We start from the raw sequence: 24338 nt of genomic DNA on the forward strand, positions 1-24338 counted from the left end.
CAGGAAGAACAATTCGAACGTCCCGGTTGTGGAAGGCCGGTGGACACCACTCAGGACCCCTGTGGACGACTCGGCAGCGCAGGGCCGGCCCGAACCCCGCAAATGGTTGGGCCACCCAAGCTCGATCGCAGGCCCGGCTCAGCAGACCGCGATCGAGACGCAACCGGCCAGGATCGACCTCTTAACACCAGCTACCTAGACGGCGGTGGCGGGCTGTCTCAGCAGCCGAGGCGTGCGGTGATGGGCGCGGCGATGACTGGGCGGGCCGTTACGGCGTAGGTTACGGGCGTGGATATGGACTTCGTCTGCGCCCAGGCCGGTCGTCCGGCATCGGCTCTCACGCGCAGGGACGTGGCACGGGCCCTGCTCGCCGTGCCGTCGGGCGTGGCGCTGGTGGCGCTGCCCGACCTGCGGCGGGCCATGATGGCGGCGGGCAACCCGCTCTCGCTGGCGTTCTGGGACTCCGCCAAGGCGACGTTGAGCTCGATCGAGGCGGGTGCGGCGACGGTGGGTGACGTGCAGCGGTGGGTGGAGTCCACGGGCACGGAGCCGATCCTGATGACGCCCAGCTACTTCGTCTGGCCGGAGGAGGACGAGCGCGGGCCCGTGGCCATGGAGATGTTCGCGCGGCTCGTGGCGTACCTGGAGGAGCGGGTGGCGGGCGGCGAGATCGACCCGGACGCGCTGGCGTCCGGCGACTCCGACGCCCGCACGGCTTACGAGGAGCTGCAGGAGCGGTGGCTGGGCACGCCGCTGCCGGACGGGCGGGTGCCGGGGTTCGCGGTCAGCGACGAGCAGGACGAGGAGCTGTTCGCGGCGTGGGACGAGGAGGAGGCGTTCGCGCTGTCGGAGCTGCGGCGGATCCTGTCGGAGCTGCCGAAGCAGCCGGAGGTGCCCGTCGCGGAGCTGGAGGCGGCGTCGGCGCGGCTGCGCGCGCTGCTCGCCCTGCCCGGCTATCCCGCCAACGTGCTGCGGGCCTGCGCCGGGTTCGGCGACCGGCCGCTGCCGGACGACGACACGGAGCTGTGGCTGGCGGTGGCGGCGGGGGTGGCCGGGCCGATCGCGGACCTGTCGGACGGTGATGACGTGCTGGAGGAGTTCGCCGACCTCGACGGGGACCTGAGCGACGAGGACACGGCGCTGGCCAACCTGTGCGCGATCCAGCACGCCGACTGGCTGGCCGGGGTGGCGGCGCTGGTGCGGCTGGGGCCGGGGGTGCTGGCCTCGCCCGAGCGGATGGCGCGGCTCATCGCCGAGTCGGAGGACATCGACATCGACGATCAGGACGATGACGACCTGGACGCGACGGAGGGGCTGTTCGAGTCGGTGGTGAGCCTGTGGCGGGTGCTGGGCGTGGTGAACGAGGACGAGGTGCTCACGCCGCTGGGCTGGTGGGGGCTGCCCAAGGCGCTCGAACGCGCCTGGTCGCCCGCTTCTGAGTGACCGGCCGGTCCAGGGACGAGGACGGCGACGTGCGCGCCGCCGAGCAGCCCCGTCAGTCGACCAGGTTCTGGAACTCCGGGTGGCGCTCGATGTACTTGGCGACGTACGGGCAGCGCGGCACCACGCGCAGGCCGGTGTCGGCGCTCGCCTGGAGGGCGTGCGCGACCAGCTTGCCCGCCAGCCCCTGCCCCTCGTACGCGGGCAGCACCTCGGTATGCGTAAAGACGATCTTCGTGGGCAGCAGCAGGTAGTCGGCGAACCCGGCGACCTTGCCGTCCACGAGGATCTCGAACCGGCTTTCCGTCGTGTTGTCGACGATCTCGACGGCCATCTACTTCTTGGCCTTCTCGTCGTCGCGGGTCTCGCCCTCGGCCTCGCCCTCGCGCGGCACCTGAATCTTCGAGATCTGCTTGTTCATCGACTTGATCAGGATGTACAGGGCGAGCCCGATCAGGGCCACGACGACGAACCCGAGGAGCCCCGGGCTCACTTCACCTGCTGCTAGAACCATCACCCCTCCAGTCTGCCACCGGGGGGCCGTGGTCCCGCCACTGGTCAGCCGGTCAGTGGCAGGCGGGCTCGACCTCGTCGGCGTGGATGCCGGCGAACAGGTCGTCCTCGGGCAGCTCGGTGTCGACCAGGGAGCGCGCCAGGTGGTAGTCCTCGGTCGGCCAGATCTCCTGCTGCAGCTCGCGCGGGCAGACGAACCACCAGCTGTCGGGGTCGACCTGGGTGGCGTGCGCCTTGAGCGCCTCGTCGCGGATCTCGAAGTAGTCGCCGCAGGGTACGCGCGTGGTGACCGGCCACTTGGCGGGGCGGTCCTCCCAGCGGGAGATCCAGTCGGCGTACGGGGAGCCGAGGCCGCGCTCGGTCATGGCCTCGTGCAGCGCCTCGAAGCGCTCTTTGGTAAAGCCCATCTGGTAGTAGAGCTTGAGCGGCTGCCAGGGGTCGCCGGTGCCCGGGTAGCGGTCGGGGTCGCCGGCCGCCTCGAACGCCTCCACGGAGACCTTGTTGGTCATGATGTGGTCGGGGTGCGGGTAGCCGCCGTCGTCGTCATAGGTGATGATCACGTGCGGCCTGAACTCGCGGACGGCGGCCACCAGCGGCGCCGAGGCGTCCTCCAGCTTCTGCAGGCCGAAGCAGCCCTCGGGCAACTGCTCGTCCTCGTTCTCCGGCAGCCCGGAGTCCACGAAGCCCAGGAAACGCTGCTCGACGCCGAGGATCTCGCGCGCCCTGTCCATCTCGGCCTTGCGGACCTCGGCGATGTTGGTGACGATCTCAGGCCGGTCCATCTTGGGGTTGAGCACGGATCCGCGCTCACCGCCCGTGAGGGTACAAACCAGCACTTCCACGCCTTCGCGCACGTAACGCGCCATCGTGGCGGCGCCCTTGCTCGACTCGTCGTCGGGGTGGGCATGGACGGCCATCAGCCTCAGCGGTGCACTCACGGGCTCGATGCTCCTCAGTCGGGACCGGTCAGTCGCCCAGAGAGGTTAGTTTCTGCTGGGCGGTCGCGAGGGCACACCCCCCGCGGGCGACAATTGTCTCGGATAACGCTGAGGGAGTGCAGGGAGATTCCGCCATGGTCACCAGAGATGCCGGGAACGGGCCCGTTCTCGGCACGCCCGACGACTTTCCAGACCGACCCAGACGAGGTGGCCGGCTGGTCGTCCACGTGGTGATCGGCGTGCTCGTGGCCATCATCGCAGGTGGCTGGGGCTACGTGATGTGGTCGATGACGGCCGGAGGTTCTGAGGCGCCGGCGCAGGTCGTGACGTTCAAGGTCAACGGCCCCACGCGGGCCGAGATCACTTTCGAGGTATACAAGCCAGACGATAGGGTGGCCGTCTGCCGGATCAGGGCTCTGGACGTCAATCATGCGGAAGTGGGCAGCAAGGAAGTAAGAATCCCGCCTGGTGGGGGTAGTAAGCAGCTCAAGGAAAGCCTGGACACGAGTGGCCAGGCGACTTCCGTCCACATCCAGTACTGCAATCTCGTATAGTGAGACATTTGGGGAAGCGTTCGAGCGGTTAACTTGTTAGCCTTTCGCAATTCAACCGTACGCAACCTCAAGTGATCTCAGGGCCCCCTAGGCAAGCAAGGAGAACCCGTGGCCGACTCTCGCGATGAGAACGTCACATGGCTGACGCAGGAGGCGTACGACCGCCTGAAGGCGGAGTACGAGTATCTCTCTGGCCCCGGGCGCGTCGACATCGCCAAGAAGATCGAGGCCGCCCGTGAAGAGGGCGACCTGCGCGAGAACGGCGGATACCACGCCGCCAAGGACGAGCAGGGCAAGATGGAGGCCCGGATCTTCCACCTCCGGCAGATTCTCGACAACGCCCAGGTGGGAGAGGCCCCCAAGGCAGAGGGCGTGGTGGGCCCCGGCATGACCGTGACCATCCGGTTCGTCGGTGACGACGACGAGGTCACCTTCCTGCTCGCCTCTCGCGAGGAGAGCGGAGCGCCGATCGACGTCTACTCGCCCAAGTCCCCGCTGGGGGCGGCGATCAACGGGAAGAAGATCGGAGAGAAGGCCACCTACTCCTTGCCCAACGGACGGCAGAACACCGTCGAGATCCTCGAGGCTGTGCCGTACATCGGCAACTGACCCCCCTGGACCACGACCGCCGGGCCCACGTTGGCCCGGCGGAGTTTTCGCATGGGTCCGGAATCCGGCAAGACCTCAGTTTCTTAGTCAAGACCCGTAAACGGCGTAATACCTACAAACTGGTGCCGTTCATCGTCGTGACTCTGGTAGCGGTGCTGACCGCCGATGTGCTGTTACTGACGCAGCCGGAGGCTGCTCTCGGGCCCGCAGAGGTCGTGCGGGCCACCCCCCGGCAGACGCCGCTGGCGCAGAAGCGCCCCCTCCAGCAGCCGTCCGCCGGGCCGGCCGCGACCACCCAGCCGGTGGCGCCGCTGAGCAAGCTGCACAAGCCCAACCTGTTCGTGCTCACGCGCACGCCGTTCACGAACGAGATGCTGCAGAAGGTCGCCAAGCTGTCCGGCGTGCGGGCGCTGGAGCTGGCCGACGCGGCCTCGGTCACGCTCGACGGCAAGCGCGTGCAGACGCTGGCCGTCAACCCCTCGACGTTCCGCTCGTACACCCCCAAGGTGACCGCCTCGTCCGACGCGCTGTGGCAGAACGTCGCGGCGGGCGACGTGGCGGTCTCGTTCGTGCTCGGCAGCGACGGCGGCCTGGCGCTGCACAGCCGGGTGTCGGCGGGCTCGGCCGGGCAACTGCGCATCGGCGCGTACGCCACCACCGGCTTCGGCGCCGTGGACGCCGTCGTGTCCAAGCAGGTCGGCCGCTCGCTGGGGCTGCCCCACGACAACGCGCTCATCGTCAGCGCCCCGAAGGCCAACTCCGACAAGCTGCGCAAGAAGATCATCAAGGCGCTGGGCAAGGGCACCCAGGTGGCCATGGTCAACCCGGTGCTGCCGCAGCCGCAGCAGAAGGTGACCCAGCAGAACTGGCCGGCGGGCTCGTTCATGACCGGCGACCAGCTCACGGTCGCGCTCAAGGCGGCGGTCTCCAAGCTGGGCCGCCCGTACGTGTGGGGCGCCGAAGGCCCCGAGACCTTCGACTGCTCCGGCCTCGTCCAGTGGGCCTACGGGCAGGCGGGGGTGCGGATGCCACGGGTGACGCACCAGCAGTGGGTGACGGGGCCGCAGGTGCCGTACTCGCAGGCGCAGCCCGGCGACCTGCTCTTCTGGCGCAACGACCCGACGAACCCCGACTACATCTCGCACGTGGCCATCTACTGGGGCAACGGGAAGATGCTGCACGCGCCGCGCACCGGCGACGTGGTGAAGATCGCCCCGGTGAGCACCAGGAACCTGGCGGGCGTCGTCCGGGTGAGCCCCATCGCGGCGGCCAAGGTCCGCTGACCCTCTCCTGGCCGACAGGTCCTTCTGCCTGCACGTGCTTTTCGGGCGCAAGAATGTAATGTTGATTACATGGCAACAGATGACGCGACCGCGCAGGTGCGCGGCTGGTTCACCGGGCGGCTGCCGGAGGAATGGTTCACCGGCGCGCCCGAGATCGTCAGGGACCGCGAGGAGATCGCGGTGCTCGGCACGCTGCCCGACCCGCCCGCCGACACGCCCGAGGCCGAGCGCCAGGCCCTGATCGAGGGGCTCGCCCGGCGGTTCAGGGAGGAGACCCGCGAGCGGCGGATCGAGATCGCCAGGGAGGCCGAGCACCGGTTCAGGCAGAAGGTGTCCTGGGGCGTGGTGTGCGGCGGCGAGACTGTGATGTTCACCACACTGTCCGTGCCGGTCATGACGCGCCTGCGCCAGGCCGAGCGCCAGGTGCTCGACACGCTCGTGGCCGCCGGCGTGGCCAGGAGCCGCAGCGACGCGCTCGCCTGGTGCGTGCGCCTGGTCGGAAAGAACACCGACGAATGGCTGGGTGAGCTGCGCGACGCTCTGCAGCACGTCGACCGCGTTCGCTCCACGGGGCCGGACGTCAATACCTGAGAGCGGCCAGCGGAAACGGCTCCGGGAAAGGACTAAACCACTCCGGGAATTGGTTTAGACCAGCGTAATTGGACTAAACCACTGGCCCCCGGAGAGGTGAGAAATTCCTCTTTTAAATCCTCTCGGCCTGGGTAGGCTCCCCCAATCGTCAGGGCCGCTGCCTGCGGCGACGCACCCAGACAATAGGTCTACGCCAATTGGCCTTCGGGGCGCTCCGTCGTTAATGATGACTGGGCCCTGAGAGAGTGGAGGAGTCAAGTCGTGTCCGTTTCCGTGGAAGTAGAAGCGCCCACCAGCAATCGTGAATTGGCCGCGTGGGTGAACGAGATCGCAGCCCTCACCCAGCCGGACCGCGTCGAGTGGTGCGACGGGTCGGAGGAGGAGTGGACTCGGCTGACCAACCTCCTCGTGGAGCAGGGCACTCTCACCCGGCTGGCCGCCCGGCCCAACAGCTTCTACGCCAAGTCCGACCCCACCGACGTGGCCCGGGTCGAGGACCGCACCTTCATCTGCTCCGAGCGCCGCGAGGACGCCGGGCCCACCAACAACTGGATCGCACCGGGCGAGATGCGCCAGACGTTCGGCGAGCTGTTCAAGGGCTGTATGCGCGGTCGCACCATGTACGTGGTGCCGTTCTGCATGGGGCCGCTGGGCGGCGAGATCTCCCAGCTCGGGGTGGAGATCACCGACTCGCCGTACGTCGCCGTCTCCATGCGCGTCATGACGCGCATGGGCGAGCGGGCGCTGCGGCTGATCGAGGAGCGCGGAGCGGCGCGAAAGGCCGGAGAGAGCGACGGAGGAGCCAACGGAGGCCGCAGCAAGCGCGACCATGAGCAGGGCGACTTCGTCAAGGCGGTCCACTCCGTCGGCGCCCCGCTGGAGCCCGGCCAGGCGGACGTGCCGTGGCCGTGCAGCTCCACCAAGTACATCAGCCACTTCCCCGAGACCCGCGAGATCTGGTCCTACGGCTCCGGCTACGGCGGCAACGCGCTGCTCGGCAAGAAGTGCTACGCGCTGCGCATCGCCAGCGTGATGGCCCGCGACGAGGGCTGGCTGGCCGAGCACATGCTGATCCTCAAGCTCACGCCGCCCTCCGGAGAGACCCGCTACATCGCCGCCGCCTTCCCCAGCGCGTGCGGCAAGACCAACCTCGCCATGCTCAAGCCCACCATCCCGGGCTGGAAGGTCGAGACGATCGGCGACGACATCGCCTGGATGCGGTTCGGCGAGGACGGCCGCCTCTACGCGATCAACCCGGAGGCCGGCTTCTTCGGCGTGGCCCCCGGCACCGGCCAGGTCACCAACGCCAACGCGATCAAGACGCTGTGGGGCAACAGCATCTTCACCAACGTCGCGCTCACCGACGACGGCGACGTGTGGTGGGAGGGCCTCACCGAGGAGCCGCCGGCGCACCTGACCGACTGGAAGGGCCGCTCCTGGACGCCCGGCAGCGACGAGCCCGCCGCCCACCCCAACGCCCGCTTCACCACGCCTGCCTCGCAGTGCCCGACCATCGCACCCGAATGGCAGGACCCCAAGGGCGTGCCCATCTCAGCGATCTTGTTCGGCGGTCGCCGCGCCACCGCCGTGCCTCTGGTCACAGAGTCGCTGAGCTGGCAGCACGGCGTCTTCCTCGGAGCCAACGTCGCCTCCGAGAAGACCGCCGCCGCCGAGGGCAAGGTCGGCGAGCTGCGCCACGACCCGTTCGCCATGCTGCCGTTCTGCGGCTACAACATGGGCGACTACTTCGGCCACTGGCTGGACATCGGCCGCCGCGAGGGCGCGCAGCTTCCCAAGATCTACTACGTCAACTGGTTCAGGAAGAACGACGAGGGCAAGTTCGTCTGGCCCGGCTTCGGCGAGAACAGCCGCGTGCTCAAGTGGATCGTGGACCGGCTCAACGGCGAGGCCAAGGCCGTGCCCACGCCGATCGGCCTGCTGCCCGCCGACCTCGACACCCAGGGCCTCGACCTGTCCGACGACGACCTGCGCATGCTGCTGACCGTCGACCGTGAGGTCTGGCGCGAGGAGGCCGCGCTGATCCCGGGCCACTTCGAGACGTTCGGCAGCCACCTGCCGAAGGAGCTGTGGGACGAGTACAACGCGCTGCTCGACCGCCTCGGCTGAGCGGAACTCCCTTGTGCGGTACGGCGCCGCCGTCTAACTTGGCCGGACGCCGTACCGCCGCTCGGGAGGCCCCGCCTTGGATCTCGTCCTGCTCATCGCAGCCGTCGGAGTCTTCCTCCTGGTCAGCGCCGCTGAGCGGGGCGTCGAGCGGGAACGCAGGCGGATCGGCGAGGTCACGCCGAGCGGCACGGGGCACCAGCTCTCCCACTACGAGCTGGCCTACCTGTCCGGCGGCCCGCGACGGGCCGTCAACACGGCGCTGGCCGTCCTCGCGACGGCCGGCGCCGTCCGCGTGTCGCGCACCTCCCAGGTCACGCCGGTGCACGGGGCGCGGCCCTCGGCCGAGCCGATCGAGCAGGCCGTGCTCGACGCGCTGGCCGCCAGGCCGGGCGGCTACCGGGCGGGCGAGCTGCGCCGGGCGCTGGAGCCGCATCCCGCGCTCCTCTCGCTGGCCGGAGGGCTCGAAGCGCGCGGGCTGATCGTGCGGGAGAACGCGTTCGTCCCGGCCTGGCAGCGCCTGGACCGGCTCAGGCTGGCCGTGGCCGGCGCCGCAGGATACCTGGTGCTGCTGTTCGTGCTGGTCGCGACCGGTGTGGCGGGCAAGGAGAGCTACCTCGTCGCCGCCTTCCTGGCTGCCGGGTTCGCCGTGGTCACCGGCCTGTCCGGGCTGTACCGGCAGAAGCGGCGGCTGCGCAACGTCGTCACCCGCGAGGGCCGCGACGTCCTGGTCTCCGCCCGCGCCTACCACCGCAGGGGCGTGCGCGACCACAGCACGCTGGTCACGGCCGTCGGCATCCCCGTCGCCCTGTACGGGCTGTCCGACCTCGACGACCGGACCCTCTGCGACGGGCTGTCGGCGGGAGACCCGAACGGTGACTGCGCGGGCTCCTGCGGCTCGCACGCCGGCGACGGGACGACGTTCGGCGACTCCTACGGCGGCTCCGACTCCGGCGGTGGCTCGTCGAGCTGCGGCGGGGGATCCAGTAGTGGCGGAGGGTCCAGTTGTGGCGGCGGATCGAGCTGCGGAGGCGGATCCAGCGGGAGCTAAACGAGCAAAACCGGAGCCGGCGCGGCTCCGGCCTCTACCGTGCGAACAAGTGTCTCTTTCCGGCACGCAGGCTGATTGGCCGCACGAGGGGAGGCCGCACATGGACCTGTTCCTGCTCATCGTTTCGGTGGCCATCGCGGCTTACGCCGCCGTCACCACCTCGGCGATCCAACGGGCGCACCTCGCGATTCGCGACGGCGTCACCGGGACCCGCTACAGGGATCTCGACCACTACGAACTGGCATATCTGGTCGGCGGGCCGCGACGGGTCGCCGACACCGCCATCGCCGTACTCGCCGCCCGCAGCGACATCCGCGTCTCCCGTGGCGGCCAGGTGCACAAGGTCGCCACCAGCACGCTCGCGGGCAAGCCCATCGAGCAGAGCGTGCTCGGCCGGGTGGCCGAGCACTCGGGCCTGCCGATGGCGTCGCTCAGGGGTGAGGTCATGCGGAGCCTCACGATGCAGCGGATGGGGGAGCACCTCACGGCAGAGGGGCTGCTGCTGCCGGACAGCGAGTTCATCCAGGTCCGCAGGCTGAGCCTGCGGCTGCGGGTGCTGTCGGTGCCGGCGTACGCGGGCTTCGCGATCGAGGGGCTGACCCTGGCCCTGAGCCCGAGCCTGCACGCCCTGCTCGCCGCGCTCGTCTTCCTCGGCACGGTGATCGGCGCGGAGGTGGTGCTCACCGGCCACCGGGGTGGCCTGCGGGCGAAGCTGACCCCGTCCGGCAGGCAGGCTCTGGACGCGGCCAGGCAGGCGAACGTCCGGGGCGGCCATGGGCCCGTCCCGCTCGCGCTCTACGGCGTCAGCGAGGTGCGCGACTCCGGCCTGCGGACCGAGCTGGCCAGGCACGAGGGCCGGCGGGTGCGGTCCGGCAGGACGTCGTACGCTACGGGATCAGCCGGCTGCGGCGGCGGCGCGTACGGCGGCTCCGGCTGCGGAAGCGGATCGTCGGGCTGCGGCGGGGGCAGCGGCTGCGGCGGCGGAGGCTGCGGAGGAGGAAGCTGACCATGGCGGGGCTGGGAGTGGGCATCGGCTGGCGGTCCGAGCTGGACCTGACCATCGAGCGCATGGCGGGCGTCGACTTCCTGGAAGTGGTCGCCGAGAACATCAAGCCCGCCCACCTGCCCGAGTCCCTGCGCGTGCTGCGGTCCAGGGGCCTGCCGGTCATCCCGCACGGGGTGTCGCTCGGAGTCGGCGGCGCGGAGCCGCCCTCCCCTGCCCGGCTGGCCCACCTGGCGGCGTGCGCGCAGGCACTGGACGCGCCGCTGGTCAGCGAGCATCTGGCGTTCGTACGCGGCGGCGGCGTGGAGGCCGGGCACCTGCTGCCGGTGCCCCGCACCCGCGAGTCGCTGAAGGTCGTCGTCGAGAACGTGCGCCAGGCCCAGGACGCGCTGCCCGTGCCGCTGGCCCTGGAGAACGTGGCGGCCATCTTCGGCTGGCCGGAGGACGAGCTGACCGAGGCGCAGTTCCTGGCCGAGCTGGTGGCGGCCACCGGGGTGGGGCTGCTGATCGACGTGGCCAACCTCTACACCAACCAGTTCAACCTCGGTCTCCCGGCGGTGGCGGCGCTGGACACGCTGCCGCTGGAGCACCTGGCCTACGTGCACGTGGCAGGCGGCTACGAGCACGGCGGCATCTGGCACGACACGCACACCGCCGAGGCGCCCCAGGTGGTGCTCGACCTGCTGACCGAGCTGTGCTCCCGGGTCAGCCCGCCCGGGGTTCTGCTGGAGTGGGACGACGAGTACCCGAGCGACGCCGTGCTGGCCAACGAGCTGTCCAGGATCAGGGCCGCGATGGCGATGGCCGGAGAGGACGGATGAGCGCGGGAGGAGCGCGGCGGCCGGCCGGCGCACAGGGGCCGCCGGCGCAGCCGCCGCAGCCCCCGCGGGCCGCGCGCGCTTCGGAGGCCGGGAGCCAGGAGCGGCACGGGCAGGACGCCGCGCGGGAGGCCGGGAGCCAGGAGCGGCACGGGCAGGACGCCGCGCGGGAGGCCGAGGGCGAGGAGCGGCGCAGGCGGCTGGCCGAGGCGCAGGGCCGGGTCGTGGCGGCCCTGGTGGCGGGGGCCGAGGTGCCGGAGGGCTTCGACCCGGCCCGGATGCGCGCCCAGGCCGTGAGCCTCCTGTCCAAGCGCCGCGCCATCGTGGTCAGGATCCGCCCGGACACCGCCACGGCCGCGGGCCCCGACCTGGCGGCCGAGTTCGCCGCGTACGCCGCCGCCCGCCCCGCACCCCCATCCAGCTACCGCACGGACGCCGACGACTTCGCCGCCTGGCTGCGCGAGCGCGGCCGGATGCCCGAGGAGCCACCGCCGAGGCGTAGCTGGTGGTCCCGCCTCCCTGGCATACGATGATCGCAGCAAGCGCTTGGGAGGCGTCATGCGGATCGTCAACATGGGCGAATGGCCCCTGGGCCAGGAGGACGAGCAGCGGCACGAGCCCGGCGGCGAGCCGCTGTGGAACGAGTCCTGGTACTTCGACTTCGTCTCCGAGGACGGCAGGACGGGCGGCTACGTCCGGCTCGGCCTCTACCCAGGCTGGAACCGCGCCTGGTACTGGGCCTGCCTGGTCACCGCCGACGGCCACCGGGCCGCGGTGCTCGACCACGAGGCGGCGCTGCCCGGTCAGGACCTCGCGGTGGCGGGCCCCGGCTACACGGCCGGTCACAGCACCATCGACCCCTTCGGACGCGCACGCATCCACCTGAGCTCCCCGGAGCTGAGCCTGGACCTGGAGTTCCGCTCGGCGGCCGGCGTCTACGGCTACGCGATCACCCCGCGCTACGAGATCCCCTGCGAGGTCACCGGCACGATCGACGGCGCGCCGTTCCACGGGCACGGCGAGCGCGACCACAGCTGGGGCGTGCGCGACTGGTGGTCGATCTCGTGGCTGTGGAGCAGCGCCCGTCTGGAGGACGGCACGTACCTGCACGGCATGCGCGCCAACCTGGGCATGGAGCTGCCCTGGCCGGCGTTCCTGGCCGCCAAGGGGGACCTGGCGCACGCCGAGGGCTTCTGGGCGGCCACCGTCTTCGACGGGGACCGGCCGGTGGAGAGTGTGCTGCACTTCCCCGGCTGCGCCACGACCGTGCGCCCGATCGCGTTCGCCCCGGTGACGCTGACCTCGCCCGAGGGCGCGGTGGCCGAGTTCCCGAGGGCGTTGTGCGCGTACGAGACCGAAGACGGGCGCACAGGCCACGGCTGGACGGAGTGGCACCAGCCGCCCGGCTGGCGGGAGCACGCCTGGGAGCCGGGGGTTTAGCAGCCATAAGGCGGGATACGGGAGGGGCGTGGGAGGTCTACGCTGCGTCGATGGGTCGTATCTGACCGTGACGCCCGTCGCGTGCACGGACAGCGTCGGCGCGCCGTACGAGATCACCTTGGAGCTGCACCGCGACGGCGCCCCGTACGGCAGCGTCGGGGAGCGCTGCGGGCATCTGCTGGCGCGCCTGGCGAGCGGGGTGGACGAGGCCCGCCGGGGCTCGCGGCGCTGGGCCGACCCCGACGACCGCTTCCCGTGCGACGAGCCGGACAGCGAGCTGTTCTCCTTCCGCTACCGCACCAGGGCGGGGCTGGGCGGCGGTGAGCTGCGCTGTCAGCTCCGCACCATCCCCGTGTGGCAGCCGGGCCCCGGCGAGTGGCGGCTGACCAGGAGGGCCTACGTGGAGGCCTGGGGCGCCACGGGCGTGGGCATGCGGGCGGTGCTGACCTCGGCGGAGCTGTCGGTGTTCGTCCGGCAGCTCGTGGATGAGGCGGAAGGGTGTCTGAAAGGTAGAGACTCGGCGCAGAAACGGTGGAGAGGGAGCGGGCACGGCGATTCCCGGTGATAATTGCCTGTTGGGGCAAAACGACCAATGGGGCATAAGCACCGCTGGGGAGGCACTCCGTGGGCCTGCGCGATCTGGTCTACCGGCTGTACGAACACCGGCTGGAGGCCAAGCTGTCGAAGGACGGCGTCCCCCGGCATGTCGGGGTCATCATCGACGGCAACCGCCGCTGGGCGCGGGCCATGGGCATCCGTGACGTGTCCACGGGCCATCGCAAGGGCGCGGACAAGATCTCCGAGCTGCTCGGCTGGTGCCGTGAGACCGGCGTCGAGGTGGTCACGGTGTGGATGTTGTCCAACGACAACCTCAACCGGCCGCGCGAGGAGCTGGAGCCGCTGCTGCGCATCATCGAGGACGTGACGCAGGAGCTGGTGGCCGAGGGATGGCGGATCAGCCCGGTGGGCGCGCTCGATCTGCTGCCCGACCGTACGGCTAATGTCCTAAAAAATGCAAAAGAAGCGTCATCACACCGTCCAGGCCTGATTGTGAACGTTGCAGTTGGGTATGGAGGAAGACGTGAGATTGCCGATGCGGTGCGCTCACTGCTCCAGGAACACGCGAGCAGGGGAGCGAGCATCGAGGACCTCGTCGAGGTGCTCGATGTCGAGCACATCGCGGAGCATCTCTACACTCGCGGCCAGCCCGATCCGGACCTCCTCATCCGGACCTCGGGCGAGCAGCGTCTGTCCGGTTTCATGCTCTGGCAGAGTGCTCACTCCGAGTTCTACTTCCACGAGGCGTACTGGCCGGACTTCCGCAGGGTGGATTTCCTGCGGGCGCTGCGTGATTACGCTGCGAGACACCGGCGTTACGGTTCCTGACGCGACATTCGGGTATCCAGGACGTAACGTTGGAAGTGTCCGATCACAGGTCGGACATTTCGGAGAGGGCCCGCCTTTGCACCAAATCTGCCGAGGGGGGCCGGACTCCGGCGCCGACGGCAGTACGCGGTCGGGGACGCGGGTCCGGTCCGATTCCCACCTCGTCTGCAGGGTGCCCGCACCAAGGGGCACCCGGGGGAGAACGTGTGGCAGTGTCCTCGAGCAACCCTACTCACCAGTCGGCCAAGCGCACGTACGTGCTGGACACTTCGGTCCTGCTGGCCGACCCGGCGGCGATGACCCGGTTCGCCGAGCACGACGTGGTCCTTCCGATCGTGGTCATCACGGAGCTGGAAGGAAAGCGGCACCATCCGGAGCTCGGCTACTTCGCCCGTAAGGCCCTGCGCTACCTGGACGACCTGCGCGTCCAGTACGGCAGGCTGGACGAGGCGATGCCGACGGGGGACGGCACGATCAGGGTAGAGCTCAATCACAGCGATCCGTCCATCCTGCCCGTGGGCTTCCGCCTGGGCGACAACGACACGCGCATCCTCACGGTGGCCCGCTCGCTGGCCAGCGAGGGCTGCGACGTCGTCCTCGTCTCCAAGGACCTGCCGATGCGGGTCAAGGCCGCCTCGATCGGCCTGGCGGCCGAGGAGTACCGCGCCGAGCTGGTGCACGAGTCGGGCTGGACAGGGATGGCCGAGGTCCAGGTGACCACGGAGGACGTCGAGACGCTCTTCGACAAGGGCACCGCGGACCTGGAGGAGGCCAGAGACCTGCCGACGCACACCGGCCTGCGGCTGCTGTCGGCCAAGGGCTCCGCGCTCGGCCGCGTGCAGCCCGACAAGTCGGTGCGCCTGGTGCGCGGCGACCGCGAGATCTTCGGCCTGCACGGCCGCTCCGCGGAGCAGCGCATCGCGCTCGACCTGCTGATGGACCCGGAGATCGGCATCGTCTCGCTCGGCGGGCGGGCCGGCACGGGCAAGTCGGCGCTGGCGCTGTGCGCGGGCCTGGAGGCCGTACTGGAGCGCCGCCAGCACCGCAAGGTGATCGTCTTCCGCCCGATCTACGCCGTCGGCGGCCAGGAGCTCGGCTACCTGCCCGGCTCCGAGGGCGAGAAGATGGGCCCGTGGGCCCAGGCGGTCTTCGACACGCTCGGCGCGGTCACCTCGCCCGAGGTGATCGAGGAGGTGCTCGACCGCGGCATGCTGGAGGTGCTCCCGCTGACGCACATCCGCGGCCGTTCGCTGCACGACGCGTTCGTGATCGTGGACGAGGCCCAGTCGCTCGAACGCGGGGTGCTGCTGACGGTGCTGAGCCGGATCGGCGCCAACTCGCGGGTCGTGCTCACCCACGACGTGGCCCAGCGCGACAACCTGCGCGTCGGCAGGCACGACGGCGTGGTCGCGGTGGTGGAGAAGCTGAAGGGGCACCCCCTGTTCGCCCACGTCACGCTCACCAGGTCCGAGCGTTCTCCGATCGCCGCGCTGGTGACGGAGATGCTGGAGGACATCACCATGTGACGCTCACTTGAGCTCACCGCACGTGTGCCGCCCCTCGTCCACCGGGGGGCGGCCCTCGTTCTCCCGGAAGATCTTCACCACTTCGAACGCCGCGTCCTGCTGCGCCGTGCAGACGATCTGCGCCTTGCCGAGCTTGGTCAGCGTGCCGTCGCCGCTGATGTAGACGGTCAGCGTCGAGGTGCGGGGGAGCTGGATCTCGTCCCGCTGCGGCGGGTTGATCGAGTTCCTGGTCCGCAGGTACGTGAACCCGCGCAGCGCGGTGTCCCGGTCGCCGAGCGGCTTGGCCGAGGCGTCGAACAGTGCGCCCAGCAGGCTGTCCACGGTGTCGTCCTCGACGTCGGCCGGCTCCCGCGTCAGCTTGCCGTCCCTGACCAGGTAGATCGTCTTGGTGGGCGGCGGGATCCTGACGGTGGGGGCCTGGCCCCTGTCCTGCACGTCGGTGGGCGAGATGCCGCAGGCCGTGACGGCCAGCAGGAGGGCGGCGGCGCTCATGAGGGTCTTCATACGTGGGGCAGCCAGACCGTGAAGAGGGTGCCGGGCTCCTGGGCGCGCACGGAGATCGTGCCCCCGTGGAGCTGGACGTTGGCGCGGGCGATGGCCAGGCCCAGGCCGCTGCCCGTGCTGCGGGCCCGCCCGGCGCCGGCCTTGAAGAAGCGGTCGAAGACGTGCGGGAGCGCCTCGCGCGGGATGCCCTTGCCGTGGTCGCGCACCTTCACCTCCAGGCCGTTCTCCGTGGTCCTGGCGGCCACCACGACCGGCGGCAGGCCGTGCTTGAGCGCGTTGCCGACCAGGTTGGCCACGATGACGTCGAACCGGCTGGGGTCGAGGTTGGCGGTCAGGCCCTGGGAGGCGGTCACCGTCACCTGGTCGCTCCAGCCGCGCACCTCCAGGCAGTCCTGGATGGAGTCGGCGACGTTGACCGGCTCCAGGTTGAGCGTGGCGGTGCCCGCGTCGAAGCGGCTGATCTCGATGAGGTGCTCGACCAGCTCGCGCAGCCGCTCGATCTCCTTGAGCACCAGCCGCACGGCCTGCGCGGGCGCCTCGGGCAGGTGTTCGGCCTCGTCGGAGAGCATGTCGGCCACGGCCGTCATGGCGGTCAGCGGCGTGCGCAGCTCGTGCGAGACGTCGGCCACGAACCTGCGGGACATCGCCTCCAGGGAGCGCAGCTCCGACACGCTCAGCTCCAGGGCCGCCGCGGCGTCGTTGAAGCGGGCGGTGAGCCCCGCCAGCTCGTCCTGGCCGTGCACGGGCAGGCGGGTGTCCAGCCTGCCCTGGCCGAGCGCCTGGGCGGCGGCGCTCAGCCTGCGCACCGGCAGCAGCACCTGACGGGCCGACAGCAGGGCCACGACCAGCGCGATCAGCACGATGACCAGGCCGGTCTGGGCGAGGGTGGTCCTGAGCGTGTCGAGCTGGCGCTCGTCGTCGCGCATCGGGAAGAAGACGAACGCCTGCAGCCCGGTCGCCTCGGGCCCGGCGAGGCCCTCGCGGTAGACCTCCGCGCCGACGATGAGATACAGCTCGCCGTCGATGATCTTGCGTTGGGTGACGAGGCTCTGCTTGGCCCTGCCGTGCAGCTCGTTGGGCACGTCGCTGAGCGACATGGGGCCCTCGGAGGCGACGACGGTTCCGTACTCGACCAGCGCGCTGCGGCCAGGACCCGCCAGCGCGTGGGCCACCCGCTCCAGCTCCCTGGAGGTGGGCGGGGCCTCGCCCGGGCGCAGCTTGCCGATCGGGAAGCCGATGCTGCCGAGCTCCCTGGTCACGATCTCCATGGAGGTCGTCTCGGTCCTGGTGATGAGCGCGGTCTTGGCCAGCTCGTAGCCGATGGTGGCGACCAGCAGGGACGCGGTGACGGCGACCAGGGTGAAGGTGATGACCAGGCGGCCCCGCAGCCCTGTGGGACGGGGGATGATCACGGGGGGCTGAACCGGTAGCCGAAGCCGCGCACGGTGTGGATGAAGACGGGCTCGGCCGGCCGGGGCTCGATCTTGGCGCGAATGCGCTGCACGCAGGCGTCCACAAGCCTGGAGTCGGCGATGTGCGTGTGGTCCCAGACGGCGCGCAGCAGGTAGCGGCGGTTGAGCACCTGGCCCGGGTGCCTGACCAGCTCCAGCAGCAGCCGCAGCTCGGTCGGGGTCAGGTGGATCTCCTTGCCGGCCAGCGTGACCTTGAGCGCGCCCCGGTCGATCACGAGGTCGCCGAACGTGATGCGGTCGGAGGAGGCGGACTCGGCGCGGCGCAGCACGGCGCGGATGCGGGCGTCCAGGACGCGCGGCTCGACCGGCTTGACCACGTAGTCGTCGGCGCCCGCCTCCAGTCCGACCACGATGTCCAGGTCGTCGCCGCGCGCGGTGAGCAGGATGACGGGGAGCTGGTCGAGCTTGCGCACCCGGCGGCACACCTCGATGCCGTCGATGCCGGGGAGCATCACGTCGAGGATGGCGATCTCCGGCCGGCGGGCCCGTATGTGGTCGAGCGCCTCCTCACCCGTCGCGTACGACGTGACGGAGTGCCCCTGCCGGGTCAACGCCAGCTCCAGAGCCGTGCGGACCGAGGGGTCGTCTTCTACGAGGAGGATGCCAGCCACGCGCACATTATTATTCCATGTCACGAATACCCGGTATGTGTCTCCAAACTGTGACATGCCGCAGATGAGATCTGGAAGATGGTCCGCGACCCTGAAATCGGCTTCCCTTCGGTCACGGGCGCCTGAAGGGGAGCCCCACTCGATGTGACCAATGTCACAATTTTTCGGAAACGCGGGGCTAACCTGCTGGTTGGTGAAATTTACGCCAAGCGATTCCCGCGTTTCGGTTGCGGACCACCCCCTAGGACAGGGCAAGCTCATGCATCGTGAGCCCCGGTCCGCAGTTGAGTGAGCGCCCCCCGAAGGAAGATCTCCCCTCGGCGCGCCGGCCTTCGCGCTTCACTCCCAAGCGCATCATCATCACCGTGCTGTCGCTGGTGATCGTCTTCGGCGGCGGCGGCTTCGTCGCCTACCGCGCCGTCCAGAACGCCAACGAGCCCAAGCAGCCGGCGTTCGAGCTGGACGACCTCGGCAAGCTCGCCAGCGGCGACCTCTACGCCCCCGACCCCGAGGCCGACCTGCTCAAGGCCGAGGCCGAGCAGGCCGCCCGCGCCGCCAAGCTCAAGAAGGACCGCTCGGGCGCGGCGGGCAAGGGCCTCGACTGGGTCGTGCCCAAGAAGGCCCCAGGCGGCGACGGCTTCCCCGCCATGAACTTCCCGCCGGGCAGCGACCCCTCGCCGGGCAGCAACAAGGCCACCGCCAAGGCCATGCTGGCCTCGTTCGGCTTCGGCGCCGACCAGTGGGGCTGCCTGGAGAGCCTCTGGCACAAGGAGAGCGGCTGGAACGAGCGGGCCATGAACCGCTACTCCGGCGCGTACGGCATCCCGCAGTCGCTGCCCGGCAGCAAGATGGCCAGCGCGGGCTCCGACTGGCAGACCAACGCCGCCACCCAGATCAAGTGGGGCCTGGGCTACATCAAGGGCCGCTACGGCACTCCCTGCGCCGCCTGGGGCCACTCGCAGTCCGTCGGCTGGTATTAAGTCCTGGGTTCGCAGCGGGTCAACTTTCCTTCCCCAATCGGCAAGCCGTCGCGCCCGATCCTGTATACCCGCGCACGCTGGGCCGCATGGGTGTGAAGGTCAGTGTGATCATCAATGTCCACAATCCGGGTGACACAGCCGACGGGTGCATTCGCTCCGCGCTGGACCAGTCGATGCCCCCGGACGAGTACGAAGTGATCGTCGTGGACGACGGCTCAACGGATGGCATCGCCGAACGCCTGGACACCATCGCGAACGTCCGCGAGAACGTCCGCGCCCTGCACCTGCCGTACACGGGCTCACCCTCGCGCGCCCGCAACGTCGGCCTGGCCGCCGCCGCCGGCGACTACGTGTACTTCCTGGAGCCCGGCGACCGCCTGGAGCGCGAGGCCGTCGAGCGCATGCACGACAGGGCCGTGGAGGCCGACGCCGACGTGCTGATCGGCCGCCTGATCCGCGACTACGGCCCGCCGATGACCGCCTTCGGGCGCAGCACCGGCCGCGCCGACATCCTGCGCGACCGGCTGCTCACTCTGCTCTACCCCGAGCAGCTCTACCGGCGGGCCTTCCTGGAGGAGCACGAGCTGGGCTTCGCCGTGCCCGGCGGCCGGATGGGGGAGCAGGCGTTCGTGCTGCGCGCCTACCTCCACGCCAAGGTCATCGCGGTGCTGGCCGAGCACGTCTGCTGCCACCTCGGGGAGCGCCCGGAGGCCGAGGAGGAGCCGCGGGCGATCGTCAAGGAGCTGCACAAGCTGCTCGACGACATCGACACCTACGCGGGCGAGGGGCGCCAGCGCGACCGCATGTACGCGTACTGGCTGCGGTACGCCGTCCTGCGGCCCCTGCTGACCAGCAAGTTCGCCGACTCGTCCGTCGACCGCGGCATGCACTTCCGCGTCGTGCAGAAGCTCGTGGAGCAGCGCTTCCCCGAGCACCTCGACAGCCACCTGCCGGTGCACCTGCGCGTCGTGGCCGCCTACGTCCGGATGGGCAGGCTCGACCAGATCGTGCTCATGTCGAACTCCTCCAGGCGCGCGGGCCTGCGCGCCGACCTGACCGAGGTGCGCTGGGACGCGCACGTCCTGGTGCTCGGGCTGACCGCCGAGGTGCTGGCGGGCGACGGCTCGCCCGACAGGTACCAGGTGGACGGCGACAGCCTGCACTGGATCCCGCCGCGCTCGCTGGAGACCAGGAAGCTGCCCGCCGACGTCACCGACATCACCAGGGACGTCGAGCGGGCCCGCCTGGAGCTGTACGTGCGCCACGCCGAGACGGGCGTCGTGCACTTCCTGCCGCTCACCCAGCACGTCGAGCGCGTCCCGGCGGGCCGCCGCCGGGTCCGGGTGCGCGTCCAGGCCGAGACCCGGCTGGACATCACCAAGGCGGCACTGGGCGAGCCGCTGCAGCCCGGCCACTGGGAGGTGCACGTGCGCATGTTCAGCGGCGCCAACCAGGCCAGGATCCGCGTCAGCCACCCCGACGGCCCGCTCAACTGCCTCGGCGTGCTGGCCCAGCGGCCCAGGATGCGGCTGGTGGTGCCGTGCTGGAGCGACTCGGGCGAGCTGGGGCTGGCCGTCGAGCCGCGCTCGTTCTCCGAGTCCATCAAGCTGGTGTCGCCCGGCGTGGTGATCAAGCATCTCGGGCGGTACCTGTACGTCGTGCTGCCCGTCCCGTACGTGCCGCCGAGCGGCGGACCGCCGCTGGAGCTGGTCATGCGCAGCACCGGCAGGCGCGCCCGCGAGGTGAGCGCGCCCGCCCTGGTCGAGGCCGGGGTGCCGGGCAGGCTCGCCGGCCAGCTCGTGGCCAAGGTGCCGATCAAGCGCATCCTGCCCAGCGCCGAGCACCTCGGGCCAGGCGGCTGGCTGTGCTCGCTGCGCTCACCCGACGAGGAGGTCGGGCTGCGGTTCGCGCTGGAGATGCGCAGGGGCAGGATCGAGACGCGGCCGGCCGCCGCCGTCGATCCCGAGCGCCGCTCGCCGCTGGGCCGCGACACCGCGCTGCACCGGCTCGGCCGCAGGCTGCCCGGCGCGCGGCACATCGTGCGTCTGGCGCGCGCGGGCAGGCACCGCTACCTCCTGGACTGAACCCAGCCCTCCAGCTCCTCGAAGGCGCTCCTGAAGGCCGGGAGGACGGGCTTGAGCTTGTCGGGGTAGAGGTCCACGAGGCTGTCGAGGTGGTTGCCGCCCTCGATCCGGTGGTAGCGGAACGGGCGGTGCGGGCCGACCATCTCGGCGTAGACGTCGGAGTCGCGGGAGATCGGCAGCAGCGTGTCGAGCGTGCCGTGCAGGGTGATCAGCGGCTTGGTGATCCTGCCGGTCAGCGCGATCTTCGCGACGGCGGCGTACGGCTTGCGCTCGTCGTAGTCGTAGTCCGCCGCGGCGCCCTGGTAGGACGGGTCCAGCTCCTTCTGGTAGAGCTGCTGGGTCAGCTCCCAGTAGTACTGCCGGTGGAACGGCCACAGGAACTCCGAGCCCGCCGCGAACCCGGCCGCCCGCACCCCGGCCTCGTCCGGGTACGCCTTCAGCGCGGGCGGCAGGAAGTTCAGCAGGTTGTCGCCCTTGACCCGCCAGAGGGTGCCCTCCCAGTCCACGCCGCCGTCGTACAGGCCGCCGCGGTTCTCCAGCTGCCACCGCACCAGGTAGCCGCCGTTGGAGATGCCCGCGGCGAACGTGCGCTCGGGCTTTCTGCCGTACCGCTGCCTGACCACGGCCTTGGCGGCGACGGTGAGCTGGGTGACGCGGTGGTTCCACTCGGCGATGGCGTCGCCGGGGCGGCGGCCGTCCTCGTGGAAGTTCACGCCCACGTTGCCCTTGTCGGTGGAGGCGAACGCGTACCCCTTCGACAGCACCCAGTCGGAGATCGTGAAGTCGTTGGCGTACTGCTCCCTGTTGCCGGGGGTGCCGGCGACGACCAGGCCGCCGTTCCACTTCTCCGGCAGCCTGATCACGAACTGGGAGTCGTGGTTCCAGCCGTGCGTGGCGTTGCCGGTGGAGGTGTCGGGGAAGTAGCCGTCGATCTGGACGCCGGGCACGCCGGTGGGGTTGACCGTGGCGGCCGAGTGCAGCCCGGCCCAGTCGGCGGGGTCGGTGTGGCCGGTCCTCGCGGTGCCGGCCGTGGTCAGGTCGTCGAGCGCGGCGACCTCGGCGTGCTCGGCGCCGGGGACGGTGAGCGCGCTCGCGGGTGTCAGCAAGCTCGCCACGAGCGTGAGCGCGACCAGCATCTACGCCTCCTTCAGGTGCTCGGCCAGCAGGCGCGCGAACTGTTCAGGATGCTCCAGGTGCGGGCTGTGGCCGCAGTCGTCCAGCACGGCCTCGCGGTACGGGCCGTAGCGCTCCAGCACGGCCCTGGTCTGGCTCACCATGGGCTGGGCGGGCGTGCCGGGGGAGCCGGGCACGACGCCGAGCGCGCCCAGGTGCGCCAGGTCGAACAGCGAGGCGTCCGAGACGATCACGTCGTCGGCGCCCCTGATCCACAGGATCGGCGGCTTGGGGTCGATCTCGTGCAGGTCGGCGAGGTGGAAGTGGGTGGGCGCGGCGGCGTTGAGCACGCCGGTCTTGCCGGGCGCCACGTGGGGCCAGGCGTCCGAGCCGGCGGCGTCGCCCGGGTAGTGGGACTCGCCGACGCGGGTGGTCAGCATCGCGCGGACGTAGAAGTCCTCGTCAGGGATGGGCCGGTTGTTGACGTAGGCCGAGCGGAAGACGCTGCGCGGCGACGTGGGCGACTCGTCCGACAGGTCGCCCGCCTGGAGCCGGGCCACGAAGTCGGGGTTCGCGGCCCCGGCGCCCGCTCCCGCGCCGTCGGGGTGCGTGAGCCGCCCGTCCGGCCCCTCCGTGCCGCCGAAGCCGTACGGGGAGATCGGGTTGACCAGCGTGACGCTGCCGACGGCGGCCGGGCGGTCGCGCAGGAGCTGCAGCACGATGCCGCCGCCCAGGCTCCAGCCCACCAGGTGCACCCGGTCCAGGCCGAGCGCCTCGACCAGCTCGATCAGGTCGTCGGAGTAGTCGCGCAGGCCCCTCGTGGCGTCCACGGGGACCGGGTCCGTGTCGCCGAACCCGCGCAGGTCCACCGCCAGCGGCCGGAACCCCTCCGGCAGCGCGGCCATGGCGTCCCGCCAGAAGGCGGCGGAGGAGACGTTCCCGTGCACGAACAGCACGGGCTCGCCGGTGGTCCCGCCCTCGGCGGTCAGGACGTGCTGGGTGAGTCTCGCTGTGGTGACCTTCATCGCGCGTGGATCCTCTCGGCCAGGTCGCTGCCCCGAGTCTCGCGCGCGCTGTAGACCGAGAACAGGGTCAGCAGCGCCGCCACCCCGAGGTAGGCGGAGATGGGCACGCTGCTGCCGAACTGCTGGAGCAGGGCCACCGCGATGATCGGGGCCAGCGCGCCCGCCACGATCGCCGAGAGCTGCGCGCCGATGGACACGCCGGTGTAGCGGGACCTGGTGCCGAACAGCTCGGAGAAGAAGGCCGCCTGCGGGCCGTACATCATGCCGTGGAACAGCAGGCCGACCGTGACCGCCAGGGTGATCGCGAGGAAGTTGCCGGTGTCCACCAGCGGGAAGAACGCGAAGATCCACACACCGATGCCGGCGGCGCCCGCCAGGTAGATCGGGCGGCGGCCGAGCCGGTCGGACAGCGCGCCCCACAGCGGGATCGTCACGAAGTGGATGCCCGAGGAGATCAGCACCGCCGTCAGCACGGTCGAGTTGTCGATGCCGGTCTGCTTGGCGTAGGTGATGACGAAGACGGTCAGCAGGTAGAACGAGATGTTCTCCGCCAGGCGGGCGCCGATCGCGACGAGCACGTCCTTGGCGTGGTGCCGCAGCACCACGACGATCGGGGGCCGCAGCTCGGGCGGGGCCTGCTTGAAGACCGGCGACTCGCTGATCGACAGCCGGATCCACAGGCCGATCAGCACCAGCACGCCCGACAGCAGGAACGGCACCCGCCACCCCCACGCCAGGAACGCCTCGTCCGACTGCCAGGCGGCCAGCGCCGCCAGCACGCCGGTGGCCAGCAGGTTCCCGCCGGGGGCGCCGGCCTGCGGCCAGGACGCCCAGAAGCCGCGCCGCGCCGTGTCGCCGTGCTCGGAGACGATCAGCACCGCGCCGCCCCACTCGCCGCCGAGCGCGAAGCCCTGCACCAGCCGCAGCGACGTCAGCAGCAGCGCCGCCGCCGGTCCCAGCGTCTCGTACGTCGGCAGGCAGCCGATCAGGAACGTCGCCGCGCCCATCAGCAGCAGGCTGACGACCAGCAGCGTCTTACGGCCGATCCGGTCGCCGAAGTGGCCGAAGACCAGGCCGCCGAGCGGGCGGGCGACGAATCCGACGGCGTAGGTGAGGAACGACAGCAGCGTGCCGGTCAGCGGGTCGGACTCGGGGAAGAAGAGCTTGTTGAACACCAGGGCGGCTGCCGAGCCGTACAGGAAGAAGTCGTACCACTCGATGGTGGTGCCGATCAGGCTCGCGGCGACGATCTTCTTGATGGAAGTGGCCATGC

25 protein-coding genes are annotated in these 24338 nt (G+C 70.6%); 16 read left to right on the forward strand and 9 right to left on the reverse strand.

Annotation, left to right across the window (positions count from 1 at the left end; genetic code table 11):
* The first annotated feature begins 294 nt into the window (after positions 1-294).
* Positions 295-1443 carry a hypothetical protein gene (locus tag ABD331_RS26165; protein ID WP_344480312.1) on the forward strand — a complete coding sequence of 383 codons (1149 nt, stop codon included), beginning with the start codon at positions 295-297 and terminating at the stop codon, positions 1441-1443.
* A 52-nt stretch (positions 1444-1495) separates the two neighbouring features.
* Here ABD331_RS26165 and ABD331_RS26170 read toward each other — a convergent pair whose 3' ends face one another.
* From ABD331_RS26170 to mca, 3 genes are all read right to left on the reverse strand, one after another.
* Positions 1496-1774, reverse strand: a complete 279-nt coding sequence (locus ABD331_RS26170) for a GNAT family N-acetyltransferase (protein WP_344479715.1) — start codon at positions 1772-1774, stop codon at positions 1496-1498.
* Positions 1775-1933: a hypothetical protein gene (locus ABD331_RS26175; protein WP_344479718.1), complete on the reverse strand. Its 159-nt coding sequence runs from the start codon at positions 1931-1933 to the stop codon at positions 1775-1777.
* Positions 1934-2006: 73 nt separating this feature from the next.
* Entirely contained in the window at positions 2007-2891 is an 885-nt protein-coding gene (mca, locus tag ABD331_RS26180) for a mycothiol conjugate amidase Mca (protein WP_344479721.1), read from the reverse strand.
* Positions 2892-3025: 134 nt separating this feature from the next.
* Between mca and ABD331_RS26185 the strand changes: the two genes are divergently transcribed.
* The 13 genes from ABD331_RS26185 to phoH2 all read left to right on the forward strand — a co-directional run bounded on the left by ABD331_RS26185 (position 3026) and on the right by phoH2 (position 15276).
* Entirely contained in the window at positions 3026-3445 is a 420-nt protein-coding gene (locus tag ABD331_RS26185; RefSeq protein WP_344479724.1) for a DUF4307 domain-containing protein, read from the forward strand.
* Between the two features lie 108 nt (positions 3446-3553).
* Positions 3554-4054, forward strand: a complete 501-nt coding sequence (gene greA, locus ABD331_RS26190; RefSeq protein WP_043628806.1) for a transcription elongation factor GreA — start codon at positions 3554-3556, stop codon at positions 4052-4054.
* 122 nt (positions 4055-4176) lie between these two features.
* A complete protein-coding gene (locus tag ABD331_RS26195; RefSeq protein ID WP_344479731.1) occupies positions 4177-5337 on the forward strand; it encodes a C40 family peptidase in 1161 nt (386 codons plus the stop codon).
* 69 nt (positions 5338-5406) lie between these two features.
* Entirely contained in the window at positions 5407-5928 is a 522-nt protein-coding gene (locus tag ABD331_RS26200) for a hypothetical protein (RefSeq protein WP_344479733.1), read from the forward strand.
* Positions 5929-6189: 261 nt separating this feature from the next.
* Complete coding sequence (locus tag ABD331_RS26205) at positions 6190-8055, forward strand: phosphoenolpyruvate carboxykinase (GTP) (protein WP_344479736.1); 1866 nt, start codon at positions 6190-6192, stop codon at positions 8053-8055.
* Between the two features lie 76 nt (positions 8056-8131).
* On the forward strand, positions 8132-9103 hold the full coding sequence (locus ABD331_RS26210; RefSeq protein WP_344479738.1) for a TIGR04222 domain-containing membrane protein: 972 nt from the start codon (positions 8132-8134) through the stop codon (positions 9101-9103).
* 100 nt (positions 9104-9203) lie between these two features.
* The gene (locus ABD331_RS26215; RefSeq protein WP_344479740.1) at positions 9204-10109 is read left to right on the forward strand and encodes a TIGR04222 domain-containing membrane protein; all 906 of its coding nucleotides are present in this window, start codon (positions 9204-9206) and stop codon (positions 10107-10109) included.
* 2 nt (positions 10110-10111) lie between these two features.
* Complete coding sequence (locus ABD331_RS26220; RefSeq protein ID WP_344479743.1) at positions 10112-10927, forward strand: MbnB/TglH/ChrH family RiPP precursor modification enzyme; 816 nt, start codon at positions 10112-10114, stop codon at positions 10925-10927.
* The gene (locus ABD331_RS26225; protein WP_344479745.1) at positions 10924-11457 is read left to right on the forward strand and encodes an SCO6045 C-terminal-like domain-containing protein; all 534 of its coding nucleotides are present in this window, start codon (positions 10924-10926) and stop codon (positions 11455-11457) included. The genes ABD331_RS26220 and ABD331_RS26225 overlap by 4 nt, the downstream gene beginning before the upstream one ends.
* A gap of 25 nt (positions 11458-11482) precedes the next feature.
* Positions 11483-12364, forward strand: coding sequence for a DUF7064 domain-containing protein (locus ABD331_RS26230; RefSeq protein WP_344479747.1), 882 nt, complete (start codon positions 11483-11485; stop codon positions 12362-12364).
* A gap of 67 nt (positions 12365-12431) precedes the next feature.
* Entirely contained in the window at positions 12432-12929 is a 498-nt protein-coding gene (locus ABD331_RS26235; RefSeq protein ID WP_344479750.1) for a hypothetical protein, read from the forward strand.
* Positions 12930-12988: 59 nt separating this feature from the next.
* On the forward strand, positions 12989-13750 hold the full coding sequence (locus ABD331_RS26240; protein WP_344479753.1) for an isoprenyl transferase: 762 nt from the start codon (positions 12989-12991) through the stop codon (positions 13748-13750).
* A gap of 257 nt (positions 13751-14007) precedes the next feature.
* Positions 14008-15276: an RNA 5'-3' helicase PhoH2 gene (gene phoH2, locus ABD331_RS26245; RefSeq protein WP_344480315.1), complete on the forward strand. Its 1269-nt coding sequence runs from the start codon at positions 14008-14010 to the stop codon at positions 15274-15276.
* Positions 15277-15279: 3 nt separating this feature from the next.
* Here the strand turns inward: phoH2 and ABD331_RS26250 are convergent, their stop codons facing one another.
* Genes ABD331_RS26250 through ABD331_RS26260 form a run of 3 tightly spaced genes read right to left on the reverse strand, consistent with a single transcriptional unit; the run spans position 15280 to position 17863 of the window.
* Positions 15280-15768: a hypothetical protein gene (locus ABD331_RS26250; RefSeq protein WP_344479756.1), complete on the reverse strand. Its 489-nt coding sequence runs from the start codon at positions 15766-15768 to the stop codon at positions 15280-15282.
* Between the two features lie 8 nt (positions 15769-15776).
* Positions 15777-17192 carry an ATP-binding protein gene (locus ABD331_RS26255; protein ID WP_344479759.1) on the reverse strand — a complete coding sequence of 472 codons (1416 nt, stop codon included), beginning with the start codon at positions 17190-17192 and terminating at the stop codon, positions 15777-15779.
* The gene (locus tag ABD331_RS26260) at positions 17189-17863 is read right to left on the reverse strand and encodes a response regulator transcription factor (protein ID WP_148437089.1); all 675 of its coding nucleotides are present in this window, start codon (positions 17861-17863) and stop codon (positions 17189-17191) included. Before ABD331_RS26260 ends, ABD331_RS26255 begins: the two co-directional genes overlap by 4 nt.
* A 365-nt stretch (positions 17864-18228) precedes the next feature.
* Here ABD331_RS26260 and ABD331_RS26265 point away from each other — a divergent pair, with 365 nt between their 5' ends.
* Together ABD331_RS26265 and ABD331_RS26270 are read left to right on the forward strand one after the other, a co-directional pair.
* Positions 18229-18843, forward strand: coding sequence for an aggregation-promoting factor C-terminal-like domain-containing protein (locus ABD331_RS26265; RefSeq protein ID WP_486348508.1), 615 nt, complete (start codon positions 18229-18231; stop codon positions 18841-18843).
* 86 nt (positions 18844-18929) lie between these two features.
* A complete protein-coding gene (locus tag ABD331_RS26270; protein ID WP_344479763.1) occupies positions 18930-20927 on the forward strand; it encodes a glycosyltransferase family 2 protein in 1998 nt (665 codons plus the stop codon).
* Here ABD331_RS26270 and ABD331_RS26275 read toward each other — a convergent pair.
* Genes ABD331_RS26275 through ABD331_RS26285 form a run of 3 tightly spaced genes read right to left on the reverse strand, consistent with a single transcriptional unit; the run spans position 20912 to position 24336 of the window.
* Positions 20912-22063, reverse strand: coding sequence for a tannase/feruloyl esterase family alpha/beta hydrolase (locus tag ABD331_RS26275; RefSeq protein ID WP_344479766.1), 1152 nt, complete (start codon positions 22061-22063; stop codon positions 20912-20914). The genes ABD331_RS26270 and ABD331_RS26275 overlap by 16 nt on opposite strands.
* Positions 22064-23065 carry an alpha/beta fold hydrolase gene (locus ABD331_RS26280; RefSeq protein ID WP_344479768.1) on the reverse strand — a complete coding sequence of 334 codons (1002 nt, stop codon included), beginning with the start codon at positions 23063-23065 and terminating at the stop codon, positions 22064-22066.
* Complete coding sequence (locus tag ABD331_RS26285) at positions 23062-24336, reverse strand: MFS transporter (RefSeq protein WP_344479771.1); 1275 nt, start codon at positions 24334-24336, stop codon at positions 23062-23064. The genes ABD331_RS26280 and ABD331_RS26285 overlap by 4 nt, the downstream gene beginning before the upstream one ends.
* Between the last annotated feature and the right edge of the window lie 2 nt (positions 24337-24338).

Origin of the sequence: Nonomuraea monospora (assembly GCF_039531895.1) — a bacterium.
Classification (GTDB): domain Bacteria; phylum Actinomycetota; class Actinomycetes; order Streptosporangiales; family Streptosporangiaceae; genus Nonomuraea; species Nonomuraea monospora.

Coding starts and splice junctions, on each gene's coding strand:
- ABD331_RS26170 (WP_344479715.1), bottom strand. CDS start 1,774: ATGGCCGTCGAGATCGTCGACAACACGACGGAAAGCCGGTTCGAGATC.
- ABD331_RS26230 (WP_344479747.1), top strand. CDS start 11,483: ATGCGGATCGTCAACATGGGCGAATGGCCCCTGGGCCAGGAGGACGAG.
- ABD331_RS26225 (WP_344479745.1), top strand. CDS start 10,924: ATGAGCGCGGGAGGAGCGCGGCGGCCGGCCGGCGCACAGGGGCCGCCG.
- ABD331_RS26270 (WP_344479763.1), top strand. CDS start 18,930: ATGGGTGTGAAGGTCAGTGTGATCATCAATGTCCACAATCCGGGTGAC.
- ABD331_RS26220 (WP_344479743.1), top strand. CDS start 10,112: ATGGCGGGGCTGGGAGTGGGCATCGGCTGGCGGTCCGAGCTGGACCTG.
- ABD331_RS26275 (WP_344479766.1), bottom strand. CDS start 22,063: ATGCTGGTCGCGCTCACGCTCGTGGCGAGCTTGCTGACACCCGCGAGC.
- ABD331_RS26185 (WP_344479724.1), top strand. CDS start 3,026: ATGGTCACCAGAGATGCCGGGAACGGGCCCGTTCTCGGCACGCCCGAC.
- ABD331_RS26165 (WP_344480312.1), top strand. CDS start 295: ATGGACTTCGTCTGCGCCCAGGCCGGTCGTCCGGCATCGGCTCTCACG.
- ABD331_RS26280 (WP_344479768.1), bottom strand. CDS start 23,065: ATGAAGGTCACCACAGCGAGACTCACCCAGCACGTCCTGACCGCCGAG.
- ABD331_RS26200 (WP_344479733.1), top strand. CDS start 5,407: ATGGCAACAGATGACGCGACCGCGCAGGTGCGCGGCTGGTTCACCGGG.
- ABD331_RS26285 (WP_344479771.1), bottom strand. CDS start 24,336: ATGGCCACTTCCATCAAGAAGATCGTCGCCGCGAGCCTGATCGGCACC.
- ABD331_RS26250 (WP_344479756.1), bottom strand. CDS start 15,768: ATGAGCGCCGCCGCCCTCCTGCTGGCCGTCACGGCCTGCGGCATCTCG.
- ABD331_RS26215 (WP_344479740.1), top strand. CDS start 9,204: ATGGACCTGTTCCTGCTCATCGTTTCGGTGGCCATCGCGGCTTACGCC.